Source organism: Deminuibacter soli (assembly GCF_003412455.1).
Classification (GTDB): domain Bacteria; phylum Bacteroidota; class Bacteroidia; order Chitinophagales; family Chitinophagaceae; genus Deminuibacter; species Deminuibacter soli.
This window is the reverse complement of record NZ_QTJU01000013.1, coordinates 91,944-107,407: the sequence shown is the minus strand read 5'-3', so window position 1 is coordinate 107,407 and position 15,464 is coordinate 91,944. Positions and strand designations below refer to the sequence as shown.

The window sequence follows — 15,464 nt, the reverse complement described above, 5'->3', positions numbered from 1 at the left end:
TAGGTTTTAGTCCTTTAAGGAAAATCGCCCTGATTCTTCAGGGCGATTGTTTTTTATAGCGGTATTGTATGGTTAGGGAAACTGTTCGGGATTTTTGCGCTCGTGCATTAAAAAGGCATATTCGGCAAGCAGCAGCAGTTGCTCGTATAATTCGATGTGCATACTGCGTTCGGTATGGTGCATGCCTTCTGCGTAGGCGCTGCCATCGAAGGTTTTGAACCAGTCCCATAGGTTTTTTTGAACGAATTCAAGATTTACGGCCTGTGTAAATTCTTCAATTACAAGCGAGGGGTTTTCGTAATGTTCTTTGCGTAAGGAATGAAAATTATTGATTTGGTTACTCATTGTATGGTAATTAAGTGTTGCCCGCGCAGGCAGCTTTGCTACTCACGACGATAAATTAATAATAAGTGCATGGTAAAAAAGCTGCGGGCATACAGCAGCCGTGTATCGTTACGTTGTTATTGCTTTTGCATTGCCCCGGCAGCCCAGATTAGCGCACCCCGGCAAAAACAATGGTATAAAAACAACGCAGTTGGTGCAAATGGATATTGCGGATGCATTGGCAGGCCGCGCCCGTTATGCAATGGCAGAATATCCTTAATACCATAGTGAACAAAGATACCAATATATCAATATACCAATATATCTTTTCACCTGCTGGTATCAATTAAAAGATACGTAACCGTAAGCCGGTAAACCGTTTGTAGCTGCGTTTATCCGCCGTCAAAACAATTCATACAAATGACTGTGACGAATGTGGCTTTACCTGTAAATTGCTTAAAAAATACAACATGATTCAGAATCACGAAATAGACTACCGCATTATTGGTGAGGAGATGCAATACGTTGAAGTAGAGCTCGACCCCAACGAAACTGCGGTGGCAGAACCGGGTGCCTTTATGATGATGGATGAAGGCATCCAGATGGAGACGATTTTTGGTGATGGCAGCCAGCAGCAGAACGGCGGTTTGCTGGGCAAACTGTTCAGCGCAGGCAAACGTTTGCTGGTTGGCGAAAACCTGTTTATGACGGCTTTTACCAATGTAGGCAGCGGTAAAAAACACGTATCGTTTGCATCACCTTACCCCGGTAAAATCATCCCTGTAGACCTGCTGCGTTTGGGTGGTCGTGTTATTTGCCAGAAAGATGCCTTTTTATGTGCGGCCAAGGGTGTGAGCGTGGGCATCGAGTTTCAACGAAAACTGGGTACCGGCCTGTTTGGCGGTGAAGGTTTTATTATGGAAAAGCTGGAAGGTGATGGTATGGCCTTTATGCATGCGGGCGGCCATGTGCTGGAGAAAGAACTGATGCCCGGTGAACTGCTGAAAGTAGATACAGGTTGCCTGGTAGGCTTTACTGCGGGCGTTGATTACGATATACAATTTGTAGGCGGTATCAAGAATACCCTGTTTGGCGGAGAGGGCGTGTTTTTCGCCACTTTACGCGGCCCCGGCAAGGTTTGGATACAAACGCTGCCCATTAGCCGTTTGGCCGGCCGTATACTGCAATATGGCACCTATAAACGCCGTGAAGAAGGAAGTGTGCTGGGTGGCCTGGGTAACCTTTTAGACGGCGATGGTTATTAGGAGGAACAAAGCCATTAAGCCATACAACTATCAGGCAATAAAAAAGCTCCCGTGATACACGGGAGCTTTTTTTATAGATCGTACAAACAGCCTTGTTAGTTCCTGTTGCTGGCCAGGCGGGACAGCAGTTTCAGGATTTCGATGTACAACCAAACAATGGTTACCAGCAGGCCAAAAGCGCCATACCATTCCATGTATTTGGGAGCACCCATTTGTGCACCTTTTTCGATCATGTCGAAATCGAGCAGCAGGTTAAGGGCAGCGATAGCTACTACAAACAATGAAATACCAATACCCAGCGGGCTTGCATTGTACATGAAAGGCATGCTTACATGAAACATACGCAATACCATTGCGATAAGGTAAAACAGGGCGATACCGGCAGTAGCAGCAAAAATCACTGATCTGAATTTTTCGGTGACTTTGATGATCCTGAAGTTATACAGCAGGAACATGGCCAGTGCAACAGCCAGCGTTAAACCAACAGCCTGGAAAATGATACCAGGGTATTGTTTGGCGAAGGCGTTGTTGAGTATTGCTGATATAGCACCTACAAAGAAACCTTCCAGCAAACCATAAATGGGTGCGAGGAATCTTGCAGTGGTAGGTTTAAATGACATGATGAGCGCGCAGATAAGACCGCCGATTACACCTGTCCACATCAGTGCGGTAACAGTTGAATCCTGGCCGCTGTAATACAGTTCCCATGTATAGGCAGCGCCGCCGATAACCATCAGCATCAGAAAACCGAATTTGGCTACAGAGCCGCGTACAGTCATCACGCCGTTGTTACTGGCCTCTAAAGAACGGTTAAAGATTTTTTCGCTTAAGGTGGGGTTACCTGATTGAAAAAGAGCCATAGAATATCCTTATTTTTAGTAAGATAAAAGTACTGAAATAACCGGTATTACAAGTGTTAAACCTTAATTGCTGCCGGGCGTTTTGAGCTTCGGATAGCTGGTAATGGTTTCAAACACGTAACGCGGATTCTGTTTGAGTGTATTGATAAAATTATACAGTGAATCTGCATCTTCGGGATGACGGAACATGCGGTCGTGCGAGAGTATCACCACATGCTTTTTGGTATGGCTTTCACCCCTGTTCATGGCTTCTTCCACCAGTTTCAGCATGCTGGTTACGCTTTGCACCGGCCTGGCGGTTTTGTGGTTGAAATTCCATTCCACATCCCAGCCGATCACGTTGTACTGCAGCGAATCGAGCAGCAGGGTAACCGGTTTTACCAGTTTGGACGCCCTTACTTCGCCTTCGCGCACCCAGGCACTGTTGCCCGGCAGGCGAATAATTTTAAAAGGCACCTGCAGGGATTCCTGGGCCTTTAAAAAGTCTTCCATGGCCATTTCGGGGTGATCGTAAAAATAGTGGTACTTGTTATTGGCATGGGTAAAGCTGTGGTTGGCCAGCAGTATTTCAGGATAGCCATCGCGGATGCTGTCTACAATATTGCGCAGCGCGCGGTCATCAGCATGCATACCTACCATAAAAAAAGTGGCTTTTATGCCAAGGTCTTTTACGATATGATAACAGTTCATGGTGCCGTTTTGGGGGCCATCATCGAACGTGAGGTAAATGTAACATTTACTGGTATCGTAAGAGGTTGAATCCCATGCAAATTGATGGGAACTGTCTTTTTTCGGCATTACAGCTTTGGGTACCGTGTCGGCGGCGCCTTTTTCAACACCGGGGGTATCCCCACCTGCCGAATGGCGTTTGGTTTGCGGACTGTTGCTACAGCCGGTTAACAACATAACGGTGTTTACTGATATATATAACAAAAGGCCAAACGCCTTCTTCTCAAGCTTTACCAACATACTCAGTCGCGGGAATTGAGGATAAAGATATTGTACCGGAACCACTTTTACCTGAAAAAATCGTGTAACCGCCGGAAAATTTAACGGTTACGATCTGCGGAAATTCGCCGACAAAGCACTTATAGTTAAGTACCTTTGCGGGGTTTTTAAGAAATTATAAGCGCAATTATCAGATAATAGCTATGAACAGAACCGAAGCTGTTTTGCAGGATGTAGTGATCAAATTTGCAGGTGACAGTGGTGATGGTATGCAGTTAACAGGCCAGCAGTTTACCAACAATACGGCCTTAATGGGTATTGACCTGGCAACCTTCCCCGATTTTCCTGCTGAAATACGTGCGCCACAGGGTACTTTACCTGGTGTGAGCGGTTTTCAGCTGCATTTTTCTTCAGACAGAATTTATACCCCGGGCGATTTATGCGATGTGCTGGTAGCCATGAATGCTGCTGCACTGAAAGTAAACCTGAAAGCCCTGAAACACGGCGGTAAAATTATTGCCAACGTGGAAGGTTTCGATACCAAGAACCTTCGCCTGGCCAATTATGCCGAAGGTGTTAACCCGCTGGAAGATGGCAGCCTGGAGGGATACGAATTAATTAAAGTGGATGTAACCAAGCTCACCCGCGAAGCGTTGAAAGAGTTTCCTGAGCTGGGTATGAAAGAAAAAGACCGCGCCAAAAACATGTTTGTGCTGGGCTTTTTATACTGGATGTACAACCGCAGTCTCGAAAATACCATCAGCTTCCTGAATGAGAAGTTTGGTAAAAAAGAGGTGATCCTGAACAGCAACATCAAGGTATTGCAGGCAGGTTACAACTATGGCGATACTACCGAAACCTTTACCACGCGTTACCGCGTAGAAAAAGCGAAACTGCCTGCAGGCAGGTACCGCAATATTATGGGTAACCAGTCGCTGGCCCTGGGTTTGATTGCTGCTGCGGATAAAAGCGGTTTACCGCTGTTCCTGGGCACATATCCTATTACGCCGGCTTCTGACATCCTGCATGAATTAAGCAAACACAAATCGTTTAATATCCGCACTTTCCAGGCCGAAGATGAAATTGCGGGCATTACTTCTGCCATTGGCGCAAGTTATGGCGGCAGCCTGGGTGTAACCACAACTTCAGGGCCTGGTATGGCGCTGAAGGCAGAAGCCATGGGACTTGCAGTAATGCTTGAAATTCCGCTGGTAATTGTGAACGTGCAGCGTGGCGGCCCTTCAACAGGTTTGCCTACCAAAACAGAACAGAGCGACCTGCTGCAGGCTTACTACGGCCGCAACGGTGAATGCCCTATGCCGGTTATTTCGGCCAGCACGCCGAGCGACTGTTTTGCTGCTGCTTATGAAGCCGTGCGTATTGCGGTACAGCATATGACGCCGGTAATTTTGCTGAGCGACGGTTATATTGCCAACGGTGCAGAACCCTGGAAATTCCCGGTAGCAGAAGACCTGGATCCGATTGCTGTAAGTTTTAAAACACAGCTCGGTTTCGACGAACATAAATTTATGCCATACCTGCGCGATGAAAAACTGGTACGTCCGTGGGCGGTACCCGGCACTCCCGGACTGGAGCATCGCATTGGTGGTATTGAAAAACAGAATATCACCGGTAACGTAAGCTACGACCCCGAGAACCACCAGCTGATGGTGAAAATACGCCAGGAGAAAGTAGACAAGGTGGCTGATTATATTCCTGACCAGCAGCTCGACAGTGGCCCGGCCAAAGGCAAGGTGCTGGTACTGGGCTGGGGCAGTACGTATGGTGCTATTAAAAGCGCTGTGCTTGAACTGCAGGCCCACGGGCATGCAGTGAGCCATGCACACCTGCGTTACCTGCGTCCTTTCCCTAAAAACCTCGGCGATATACTGCGCAACTTTGAGCACATACTGATACCCGAATTAAACAACGGGCAGCTTATTAAAATTATCCGTGACCAGTTTTTGGTAGATGCAAAAGGATACCACAAAATAATGGGTGTGCCTATAACCAAGACAGAGCTGGTAGAGGTGATCAAGAAACTGGTATAAGATTTTTTTATAGGTGATAGGTTAAAAAAAGTGGGCAGGGAACTGCTCACTTTTTTATTGCGGGTACGGGAGGATTTATAACTGACACATGGCTACGGGCGTACGCGTGTTAATACCAGGTTGTCGGGCCACATAACGGGGCAGGGTTGTTTGCCCTTAACAGGCGTGCGGATGTTATCGAAATAATTGCGCATGCCCTTCCAGGTTATGTGCTCCGCATCGCCTGTGGCAAACGTGATAATACCGATATAGATATGGCCGCATTCAAGTAAATGCATAACAAGGTCTGCCTGGTTGATAAATCTTTTGGCGGTGCTTCCGAAAATGGTATACACTTCGCCGGGATCGCCGTTCCTGAAACCATTCAATACCACACTGCCGTTTTGTACATACCGGAAAAAGCCAACCAGGTTGGTGGTAAGCCGCCGGCCGGACATTATTTTCAGGCTTTTGAAATTAAAGAACTGGAAGATGAGCGAATCGTTGTCTTTTGTCCAGGCCCATTTTCCAATGAATTGCGGATACCTGTTAATGGTATCGTATATTCTTTCTTCCGTTGTGGTTTGCGCGTTTAGTTGCACACAAAGCAGCAGCAGTGTTAGCAGTTGAATGATTTTCATGGCAGCATTGTTTATTGTCCGCAATCTTTTGAGGTTACCCTTATAATAGCGCCCGATGAAGCAACCCTTCTTTTCCAGTTGGTGAAATTGGTGTCTGACTGGTATACAGATATGCCTGCATCAAAATCGCGGAAGCATTTCAGCCATGCTTTTTCCTGGTTGGCCTGAGTATCCAGGTACACCCATCCGCAGGCGTTTTTGAGGTACGACATGAGACTGAAAATCTGGTCGTCTGTACTAAGGTAATTATCATGAAACGTTTTCCATTTAACCGGGTCATATACTTTGGCCACCTCGGCCTTGTTTTCAGGTGAAGTCATGGCAAGGGTGAGCTGTGTCCGCGGCACCAAGAGCCAGCGCAATAAACCTTTTCATTGCGGTTAGTTTAATTGAAGAAATTGTTGTGAAGGCGTTGCGCGTGCGCAACAGTTGGTGCAGCTGAGATGCGCTGCAGCGAAGGGATAGAGAATAATACGAAACATTACCAGGTAGTGTATGTAATGCAAAGCTGATCTCTTTGAGATTGCTTTGTTTAATGCGAACTGGCTGGTAATAACGGCGCCATTATGCCTGCGGAGTAATATTGCCGTTTGGTTGCCGTGCTTAATGTAGTATGCGTTTGGGAAAATAATGCCAAGAACATGTTATCGCTGCACAGCGAATTTCGATAGCTAATATAATAGTATCTGATTATGTAGCTGTATTTATTTCGTTCAGCTGCCTGATTTCTCCAATGGTTTAATTTTCTTCTTGTAATAAGGGCAAATAGCGCGCAGTCCGCATTCGCCGCATTTGGGGCTGCGGGCCAGGCAAATATAACGGCCGTGCAATATCAGCCAGTGGTGGGCAATATGTATCTGCTCTTTTGGTATATACTGCACCAGTTGCTTTTCTGCAGCCAGCGGTGTGGTGGCATTGCGTGTAAGGCCCAGTCGCGCAGCAACCCTGAACACGTGGGTATCTACTGCCATGTTGGGTTGTTCGTCAATAACAGAAGTAATCACGTTGGCTGTTTTTCGCCCTACACCGGGCAGCTTTACCAGCTCTTCTACCGTCATGGGTATTTCACCGCCAAAATCATTCACCAGCATATGGGCCATGCCGATCAGATGTTTGGTTTTGTTATTGGGATAAGAGATACTGCGTATTAAAGGGAATAGCTCGTCAAACGTAGCGGTGGCAAGGGTTTGTACATCGGGGTATTTTGCGAATATGGCTGGCGTGGTCATGTTCACCCGCTTATCGGTGCATTGGGCAGACAATACAACGGCTACCAGCAGCTGGTAGGGGCTATCGTAAATGAGTTCTGTTTCTGCTGTTGGGTTATGCTCCTGGAAATATGCCAGTACCTGCTGGTATCTTTCTTTACGCGTCATAGGGGCAAAGATAGGAATAGCTGTTAGCTGCAAGCGGTTAGCGTTTAGTTTTTCTCGTTGAGGAACTTAGCGAAGAACTTAGCGACTTTTTAACCGCTCCGAAGGAGTTCTTTGGATAGAGGACACTAAGGGAAAGCCCACAGAGGGCACGGAGAATTTAACGGAGATGGGAGCGTAGACTTTAGGGACTGATGATTTACGCTTTTTCTTAACAAACCGCGTTACATAAAATCCGTCCAACAGGCAAAACTGGCCTGATTTTTTTAAATACTATGTGCAGGCCGTTAACCCTGTTAAAATTGAGCATATGAAAAAGACCTACCGCATATTGATCATCGCCCTGCTGCTGGCTGCTGCAATGCCTGTAAAGCGCACTGTTGCGCAGGCGAGTATAAGCATCGACTTCAATACTTTTTATAATGAGTTAAGTCCGTACGGGCGCTGGGTAGATAATCCAACTTATGGCCGTGTATGGATATGTAATGACCAGGGCTTTGTGCCTTACAATACCAATGGTCACTGGGTGTATACCGATGAAGGGTGGACATGGGTATCGGATTATCCCTGGGGATGGGCGCCGTTTCACTATGGCCGCTGGGCATATGATAATGGCTGGTACTGGGTGCCCGGTTATGAATGGGCACCTGCCTGGGTAAGCTGGCGCAACAGCAATGACTATTATGGCTGGGCGCCGTTGAGCCCGGGATTGAGTGTATCAGTCGGCGCTTCGTTTGGTGCTATCCCTGCCAGTCACTGGGTATTTGTACCAACAAGATATATTGCCAGCCCGGTGGTGCATAACTACTATGTTAACAACTCACGCAATGTTACCATCATTAACAATACCACTATTATCAACAACGTGCATACAGGCGGTAACAATCATGTTCAGTATGTTGCAGGGCCCAGAAGGGAAGATGTAGAAAGAGTATCACATACCACTGTGCGTGCGGTAAACATTAACAATGCGCAGGCACCCGGCCGTACGGTGATTAACAACAACACGGTAAACATATACCGCCCTACGGTTAACCGTACCGTAAATAACAACAACGTGCATGTAAACAACAATACGCACGTTAACAATACGCATATTAACAACAACCAGCAGCATGTAAATGCAGCGCCTGCTACAAGGCCGCTGAACCAGCAGCATATGCCGGCAAATGCACCACAGGCGAATCATGTTAACAATGCAGCGAACGCGCAGCAGCAACATACACAACCAAGGCCGCAGCCACATGTGCAGCCTGCACCGGGGGCGCAACCACAACAGCAGGCACAGCATGTGCAGCACAACCAGCCGCATATGGTAACACCGCCACCGCAGCATCGTGCGCAACCTGTACCGCAGCAACATGCGCAGCAGCCCGTGCAACATGCACAACCTGCACCAAGGCCACAGCAGCCACCGGTACAACATGCACAGCAGGCTCCAAGACCGCAGCCACAACCGGTACAGCATGCACCGCGGCCTGCGCCACAGCAACAACGTCGCTAAACAAGAAAATAATGGTTAAACAACTGTATATGCCTGGCCCTTTGCCGGGCATATTTTTTTGAGAAGAATGCTACAGGGATGAAGATGTTTTCACCGTTTGGCGAACGGCTTTTGCCTTTTGCAGAATAAGGGCTATGGATTGTTGGCGGGGCATGTGCAGCGGCGCTTTTTCAAGACGGCCGTGTGCCTCTTTAAGCACCTGGAGTTTCTCGCGTAAACTCCAGCTTTGTTGTAATAGCAAGCTAATCCTTTCTGCCTCTTCTTCCGGCAATTCGCCGTACAGATAGAGGAGCAGGTCTTCAGTGGTACAGTGTAACATATTAGCGAAACAATAGCGGTAAAAAATAAATAACTCTATCAATAAACGACAGGCATTTCAAGATATTGCCTTTGTATTATTTTTTTCCTTCAGATGGTGCTTCTACCAGGTACACATCTTCATTGTCACGTTTCATATAAAAGTTCTCCCTGGCGTATTTCTCCAGTGCTGCAGGGTTATTCTGCAAATCAGCCAGTTGCTTTTTGGTCTTTTCTATTTCGTCGAGGTAAAACTGCTTGCTGGTCTGTAAGGCTTTTAATTGCTTTTTGCGCTCCAGCTGGGTGAAGATGTCGTTGTGATCGAAAAAAAGCATCAAAATGGCAAACAGGGTAATGGCAAGCAGGTACTTGTTCTTTACAATGCTGATAAACCCACGCACTATTTTCATAAACTACAATGATTATTAAGCCTTAGTAAAGATAGGCGGATCGTGCCAAAGTTACAAGTAACAGTTATGTACAAGTGTTGATTGTTGATGTTTAAAGGTTGATGTTGCAAGGCGGATTGTGAGTGGTGAGTGATCGTAGCGAGTACGGGGGATCGAGGGCGTGCGTGCTATTTTATTTACCGCAGAGAACGCAAAGAAGATAACCGCAAAGTTCGCAAAGGTTGTGCATTGAGCGAAAACGGGCAGCGGGCAAAAGGCCGGCTAAGCCATTGAACAATAGATCAATATAACCATCACGCATAAAAAAAGGCCGCCCGGTTGAGCGGCCTTTTTTATGCGTAGGATGAGCTATTTTCCGAAACGGATTTTGCCGTTGGGGTAGATGCCGTTTTCGCCCAGTGCTTCTTCAATGCGGAGCAGCTGGTTGTATTTGGCCATACGGTCGGTACGGCTGGCGCTACCGGTTTTGATCTGGCCGCAGTTCAGGGCTACAGCGAGGTCTGCGATAGTGGTATCTTCTGTTTCACCGCTTCTGTGGCTCATGATGGTAGTGTAACCATTTGCCTGTGCCAGCTGTACAGCGTTGATGGTTTCTGTAACGGTACCAATCTGGTTAACCTTGATGAGGATACTGTTGGCAATACCGTTGTCGATACCGCGTTTCAGGATTTTGCTGTTGGTAACAAACAGATCGTCACCAACCAGTTGTACTTTATGACCGATTGCGTCAGTCAGTTTTTTCCAGCCATCCCAATCTTCTTCGGCCATACCGTCTTCGATAGAAATGATGGGGTATTTGTTCACCCAATCAGTCCAGTAAGCTACCATTTCATCGCTGCTGATGGTTTTGCCGCTGCTTTTGTAGAAAGTGTAGTTTTTACCGTCTTTCATCATTTCGCTGCTGGCGGCATCGAGGGCGATACCGATTTGTGAGCCGGCTTTGAAACCTGCAGCTTCGATGGCTGCAAGTACAGTTTCAATGGCTTCTTCGTTGCTCTGGATATCGGGAGCAAAGCCGCCTTCGTCACCTACGTTGGTGCTGTAACCTTTTTTCTTCAGTACAGATTTCAGTGTATGGAAGATTTCCACACCCCAGCGAAGACCTTCGCTGAAGCTGGTTGCACCAACAGGTACAATCATGTATTCCTGGTAATCGATTTTGTTATCTGCATGAACACCACCGTTAAGGATGTTCATTAGGGGCATAGGCAGCACGGTGCTGTTTACGCCGCCAAGGTAGCGGTACAGGGGTAAGCCGCTTTCGAGGGCACCTGCTTTGGCTGCAGCCATAGACACGGCCAGCATGGCATTAGCGCCCAGCTTGCCTTTGTTTTCGGTACCGTCCAGTTCAATCAGTTTTTTATCCAAACCAGCCTGGTCTGTAACGTTCCAGCCAATCAGCTGTTCGGCAATAATATCGTTTACATTGGCAACGGCTTTCAGAACGCCTTTTCCAACATATACACTTTTGTCATTGTCTCTCAGTTCAACGGCTTCATGAATACCGGTTGATGCACCACTGGGAACTGCGGCACGACCCAATTCTCCGTTTTCGGTTAATACATCAACTTCTACGGTGGGGTTACCACGGCTGTCTAATATCTGACGGGCATGAATGTCGGCTATGTAGCTCATGATCGTTTTATTATTTGATTTTAGAATAAAAAATTTGCTTGCTGGCCTGCAAAGAAACAATCTTTTTGTTATGGGCGTGCATGAAATTACTATAAAGTGGCTTACTGCTGCGCCAGTATGTCAATGAACTGCTGTTCGGTAATAATTTTGATGGTATTGATCTTCTTCGCTTTTTCCAGCTTGCTGCCGGCATCTTCGCCTACTACTAAAAAATTGAGTTTGCTGCTGACACCGCTCACCAGCTTGCCGCCATTGGCTTCTACCATGGCTTCTGCATCGCTGCGTTTCAGTTGCGCTAAAGTACCGGTAAACAGGAAAGTTTGTCCGTGCAGCGTGTCTTTGCCTGTTTGCGCCGTGCTTTTCTGGTTTTTGAGCTGCAGGCCCAGTGCTTCCAGCTGTTTCAGCAGGTGTATGTTTTGCTCGTTGTGGAAGAACTTGTAAATGCTCTGTGCCACTTTCACACCAATATCTTCCAGCTGCTGCAGGTCTTCTTCCGTTTTGTTTTCCAGCTCAAACAACTCGTGTACCGCATTGGCAACGGTTTTGGCGGTTGTTTCGCCTACAAAGCGGATGCCCAGTGCATAAATAAGGCGGTGTAGCGGCTGTTGTTTGGATGCCTCGATGGCGCTGCGCAGGTTATCGATTGATTTTTTGCCAAAGCCTTCCAATTTGCTGATGGCATCGAAATCGAGTGTGTAAATGCCGGGTATATCTTTCAGCAGGCCCAGTTCGTAAAACTTACGCACGTTCGCTTCGCCAAAGCTCTTGATGTCCATGGCGTCTTTGCTTACAAAATGAATCATGCGTTCTACCACCTGTGCCGGGCATTCCAGGTTAATGCAACGCCATACCGCTTCTTCCGCTTCTTTAAACAGCTCGCTGTTGCATACGGGGCAGTTTTTAGGGAAGTGGATGTTATGGGCGTGTGCAGGGCGCAGTTCAGGGAATGATTTTACGATTTGCGGTATAACATCGCCTGCGCGTTCAATGAGCACTGTATCGCCGAGGTGCAGGTCTTTCTCTTTAATGTATTCTTCGTTGTGTATGGAAATGCTCGATACGGTAACGCCGCCGATGAATACAGGATCTAATTTGGCAACGGGTGTAACAGCGCCTGTGCGGCCCACCTGGAATTCAACGGAACGCAGCACGGTAGTGGCCTGGCGTGCTTTAAACTTGAAAGCCATGGCCCAGCGCGGGTGATGGGTAGTCATACCCATATCATCCTGCAAAGCCAGGTCGTTTACTTTAATCACCATGCCGTCTATTTCGTAAGGCAGGGTATCGCGCAGTTCTTCAAAATCGTGTACGTGTTTAATTACCTCGTCAATCCCTTTTACCACCTGCCGTTCTTTCTGTGGTGAACGAAAGCCGCAGTTCCACAGCAATTGCAGGGTGCCGCTGTGGGTATCGAGCAGGTGTTGTTTGTTGTGTACGGGTTCTTCGCCGGGCTGGCCGTCTACCGCAAACTGGCGGCCATCGGTCATGGTATAAAAACTTACATGGTATAAAAAGGCTTCCAGGTTGCGTTTGGCTACTTCGCGCGGATCTTTCATGCGCAGGCTGCCGCTGGCTGCATTGCGCGGGTTGGCGAGGGCTGCCAGACCCTGTTCTGCCTGCTGATCGTTGTATTTCTGGAAAGCGGCCTTACTCATGATAATCTCGCCGCGTATTTCTATCTGCTGAATGCCGTATTGCGAGAAAGGCGCGCGCAGGGGGATGGAGCGTACCTGGCGTATATTGGTGGTAATGTCTTCTCCTTCCACGCCATCGCCGCGGGTTACGCCGCGTACCAGCAGGTCGTTTTCGTAAATCAGTGAAATGCTGGCGCCATCGAACTTGGGTTCAATGCAGTAGGTCATGATTTCAAGCCCGGTGAGTTCGCGGGCCTTGCGGTCCCAATCGACCAGGTCATCGGCATTGTACGAGTTTTCGAGGGAGAGCATGGGCACCAGGTGCTGCACCGTGGGAAAGTCTTTGCTAAGGCCCTGGCCCACGCGTTGTGTGGGCGAATCGGGTGTTATGGAGCCGGGGTTTTCGGCTTCGAGGTGTTGCAGTTGCTTGTACAGGCCATCGTACTCGGCATCTGCAATCAGGGGATCGTTGAGTATGTAATAACGGTATTCATTGTAACGTAAAACATCGCGCAGCCGTTCTATATCTTCAAAAGGAATATTTTTCACTTTCAGTAATGCGGTGGTTGCTGCGATGTTTATCTCTGCTGCTTTATCTGCTGAATGCGCCATATGCGAAATTGAGGGCTAAAGGTAAAGCGAAACGGTAAACCCTTTAGCAGCAGGCATGGTAAAAATCTGTATACCAAAGGAATACCGGGGTTTCACCGAAGGGCTTTTGATTTGTGACTGCTAAATAGTGTACTTTAGTGTTGTATTTTTTTGCTCATGAAGAAAGAAACCGCTGACATACCAATACCCGTAAAACCGCAACCTCCGCTGGTAAAAGATGTGCATGCGCTGGTGGCTTCTTACCCAAGCGTTCCCATTACGGTAGACTGTGTGATTTTTGGTTTTGATGAAAATGAACTGAAGGTATTGCTCATCCGGAGCGATCTGGAAATGTTCAGCGGCAAATGGTCGTTGCTGGGCGATTTTGCCGGCGACCAGGAAGAGCTGGATGATGCCGCCTACCGCGTAATGTGCGACCGTACGGGTATGGATGATGTGTACCTGGAGCAGGTGCGCACCTTCAGCAACCCCCATCGCCACCCTGGCGGCAGGGTGCTTACCGTGGCCTATTGCTCGTTGCTGAATGCGGAACACCACCAGTTAAAAATACTGGACAATGAGCTGCACTGGCACAGCGTACGCAGCCTGCAGGAAATGGCATTTGACCACAAGGAAATACTCGACTATTGCTATAAATGGTTACAGAAACGCATGCAGGAGCATCCGCTTGGTATTAACCTGCTGCCGCAGAAGTTCTCGCTGCGCGAGCTGCAGAACCTGTACGAAGTGATACTGGATGTTAAGCTCGACCGCCGCAATTTCCGCAAGAAATTCTTTTCGATGGACCTGCTGACAGATACCGGCGAGTATGAAGATGATGTGCCGCACCGGCCGGGCAGGTTGTATACGTTTAATTTCAAGAAATACGAGAAAAGCAAACGCAACTGGATAGGGATTGATTTTTAAACACCTGTTCAGCTATGCAATTGGGCGCAAACTGCGCCCCCACGCGGCATACCGGCGGCATTGTAACGCCGAATTTTTTTTTATGCAAGCGTATTTCGCCTACATTTACCGAATAACAATGTGTTTATGCTATATTCCATGACAGGGTTCGGAAGGGCCGAGCAAACAATAGGGGACAAGACATTTTTGGTAGAAGTGCGTTCGCTCAATGGCAAGCAGTTTGATTTGCGTTTAACCCTGCCGGCATTGCTGAAACCATTTGAATTTGATGTGCGTAATATTCTCAGCGAGCAGCTGGAGCGCGGCAGTGTGGAGTGTTTGATTACCCTGAAACAGAATGGCGCCTCCAAGCCGGTGAGCATTAATACAGAATTGGCCAAGGCTTATTTTGAGCCGGTAGCCCGCCTGGCCAAAGAGCTGCAGATTGAAACAGATAACCTGCTGAGCACCCTGCTGAAACTGCCGGATGTAATTGCCCCCAGCACCGAAATACTGAGCAAAGACGAGTGGAGCAGCTTTGAGCGCATACTGCGTGATGCCCTCACGGCGCTGAACAACCACCGCACAGAAGAAGGTAAATCGCTGGAAGCCGATTTGCTGGGCCGCATCCGCAATATTGAAACACAGCAGGACGTAGTGAGCAGCCTGGAGCCGCAGCGCAGGGCCAAGGTAAAAGAGGGCCTGGTGAAAGTGCTGGAAGAACATGTAGGCAAGGAAAACTACGATCCCAACCGCCTGGAGCAGGAGCTGATTTATTATATCGAGAAAATAGACATTAGCGAAGAGCAGGTGCGTTTAAAGAACCACTGCGATTATTTTCGCAACATTATTAAAGAGAAAGAAAAAAGCAAGGGTAAAAAACTCTCCTTTATTTTGCAGGAAATAGGCCGTGAAATCAATACCACAGGTTCCAAAGCCTACGACGCGCAGATACAGCAGTCGGTAGTATTGATGAAAGACGAGCTGGAAAAAGCGAAAGAGCAGGTATTAAACGTTTTATAAAGTAAACCGTAAGGGAGTTTCAA

General features: G+C 47.8%; 15 protein-coding genes. 5 read left to right on the top strand and 10 right to left on the bottom strand.

Annotation, left to right across the window (positions count from 1 at the left end; translation table 11 throughout):
• Positions 1–72: 72 nt before the first annotated feature.
• Positions 73–345, bottom strand: coding sequence for a hypothetical protein (locus DXN05_RS22770; protein WP_116849611.1), 273 nt, complete (start codon positions 343–345; stop codon positions 73–75).
• A gap of 449 nt (positions 346–794) precedes the next feature.
• On the opposite strand from DXN05_RS22770, the gene DXN05_RS22765 reads away from it, so the two are divergent.
• A complete protein-coding gene (locus tag DXN05_RS22765) occupies positions 795–1,589 on the top strand; it encodes a TIGR00266 family protein (RefSeq protein ID WP_116849610.1) in 795 nt (264 codons plus the stop codon).
• A gap of 95 nt (positions 1,590–1,684) precedes the next feature.
• Here the strand turns inward: DXN05_RS22765 and DXN05_RS22760 are convergent, their stop codons facing one another.
• Positions 1,685–2,449, bottom strand: a complete 765-nt coding sequence (locus tag DXN05_RS22760; protein ID WP_116849609.1) for a Bax inhibitor-1/YccA family protein — start codon at positions 2,447–2,449, stop codon at positions 1,685–1,687.
• A 63-nt stretch (positions 2,450–2,512) separates the two neighbouring features.
• On the bottom strand, positions 2,513–3,355 hold the full coding sequence (locus DXN05_RS22755) for a polysaccharide deacetylase family protein (protein WP_158559410.1): 843 nt from the start codon (positions 3,353–3,355) through the stop codon (positions 2,513–2,515).
• Between the two features lie 245 nt (positions 3,356–3,600).
• Here DXN05_RS22755 and DXN05_RS22750 point away from each other — a divergent pair, with 245 nt between their 5' ends.
• Positions 3,601–5,448, top strand: coding sequence for a 2-oxoacid:acceptor oxidoreductase subunit alpha (locus DXN05_RS22750; protein ID WP_116849607.1), 1,848 nt, complete (start codon positions 3,601–3,603; stop codon positions 5,446–5,448).
• A 92-nt stretch (positions 5,449–5,540) separates the two neighbouring features.
• Here the strand turns inward: DXN05_RS22750 and DXN05_RS22745 are convergent, their stop codons facing one another.
• The 3 genes from DXN05_RS22745 to nth form a co-directional block, all read right to left on the bottom strand.
• A complete protein-coding gene (locus DXN05_RS22745; protein WP_116849606.1) occupies positions 5,541–6,068 on the bottom strand; it encodes a DUF6705 family protein in 528 nt (175 codons plus the stop codon).
• Between the two features lie 11 nt (positions 6,069–6,079).
• Positions 6,080–6,388, bottom strand: coding sequence for a hypothetical protein (locus DXN05_RS22740; protein ID WP_147314046.1), 309 nt, complete (start codon positions 6,386–6,388; stop codon positions 6,080–6,082).
• Positions 6,389–6,781: 393 nt separating this feature from the next.
• Positions 6,782–7,444, bottom strand: a complete 663-nt coding sequence (gene nth, locus DXN05_RS22735) for an endonuclease III (RefSeq protein WP_116849604.1) — start codon at positions 7,442–7,444, stop codon at positions 6,782–6,784.
• Between the two features lie 307 nt (positions 7,445–7,751).
• Between nth and DXN05_RS22730 the strand changes: the two genes are divergently transcribed.
• Entirely contained in the window at positions 7,752–8,945 is a 1,194-nt protein-coding gene (locus DXN05_RS22730; RefSeq protein WP_116849603.1) for a DUF6600 domain-containing protein, read from the top strand.
• Between the two features lie 70 nt (positions 8,946–9,015).
• Here the strand turns inward: DXN05_RS22730 and DXN05_RS22725 are convergent, their stop codons facing one another.
• The 4 genes from DXN05_RS22725 to ligA all read right to left on the bottom strand — a co-directional run bounded on the left by DXN05_RS22725 (position 9,016) and on the right by ligA (position 13,533).
• Positions 9,016–9,264 (bottom strand): anti-sigma factor, encoded by a 249-nt coding sequence (locus DXN05_RS22725; RefSeq protein ID WP_147314044.1) that lies wholly within the window; start codon positions 9,262–9,264, stop codon positions 9,016–9,018.
• 76 nt (positions 9,265–9,340) lie between these two features.
• Complete coding sequence (locus DXN05_RS22720) at positions 9,341–9,652, bottom strand: FtsB family cell division protein (RefSeq protein WP_116849601.1); 312 nt, start codon at positions 9,650–9,652, stop codon at positions 9,341–9,343.
• A gap of 348 nt (positions 9,653–10,000) precedes the next feature.
• Positions 10,001–11,287 (bottom strand): phosphopyruvate hydratase, encoded by a 1,287-nt coding sequence (gene eno, locus DXN05_RS22715; protein WP_116849600.1) that lies wholly within the window; start codon positions 11,285–11,287, stop codon positions 10,001–10,003.
• Positions 11,288–11,388: 101 nt separating this feature from the next.
• Positions 11,389–13,533: an NAD-dependent DNA ligase LigA gene (gene ligA, locus DXN05_RS22710; RefSeq protein WP_116849599.1), complete on the bottom strand. Its 2,145-nt coding sequence runs from the start codon at positions 13,531–13,533 to the stop codon at positions 11,389–11,391.
• Positions 13,534–13,689: 156 nt separating this feature from the next.
• On the opposite strand from ligA, the gene DXN05_RS22705 reads away from it, so the two are divergent.
• Both DXN05_RS22705 and DXN05_RS22700 read left to right on the top strand, forming a co-directional pair.
• Positions 13,690–14,439 (top strand): NUDIX hydrolase, encoded by a 750-nt coding sequence (locus DXN05_RS22705; RefSeq protein WP_116849598.1) that lies wholly within the window; start codon positions 13,690–13,692, stop codon positions 14,437–14,439.
• A gap of 126 nt (positions 14,440–14,565) precedes the next feature.
• Positions 14,566–15,441 (top strand): YicC/YloC family endoribonuclease, encoded by an 876-nt coding sequence (locus DXN05_RS22700; RefSeq protein ID WP_116849597.1) that lies wholly within the window; start codon positions 14,566–14,568, stop codon positions 15,439–15,441.
• Positions 15,442–15,464 lie beyond the last annotated feature (23 nt).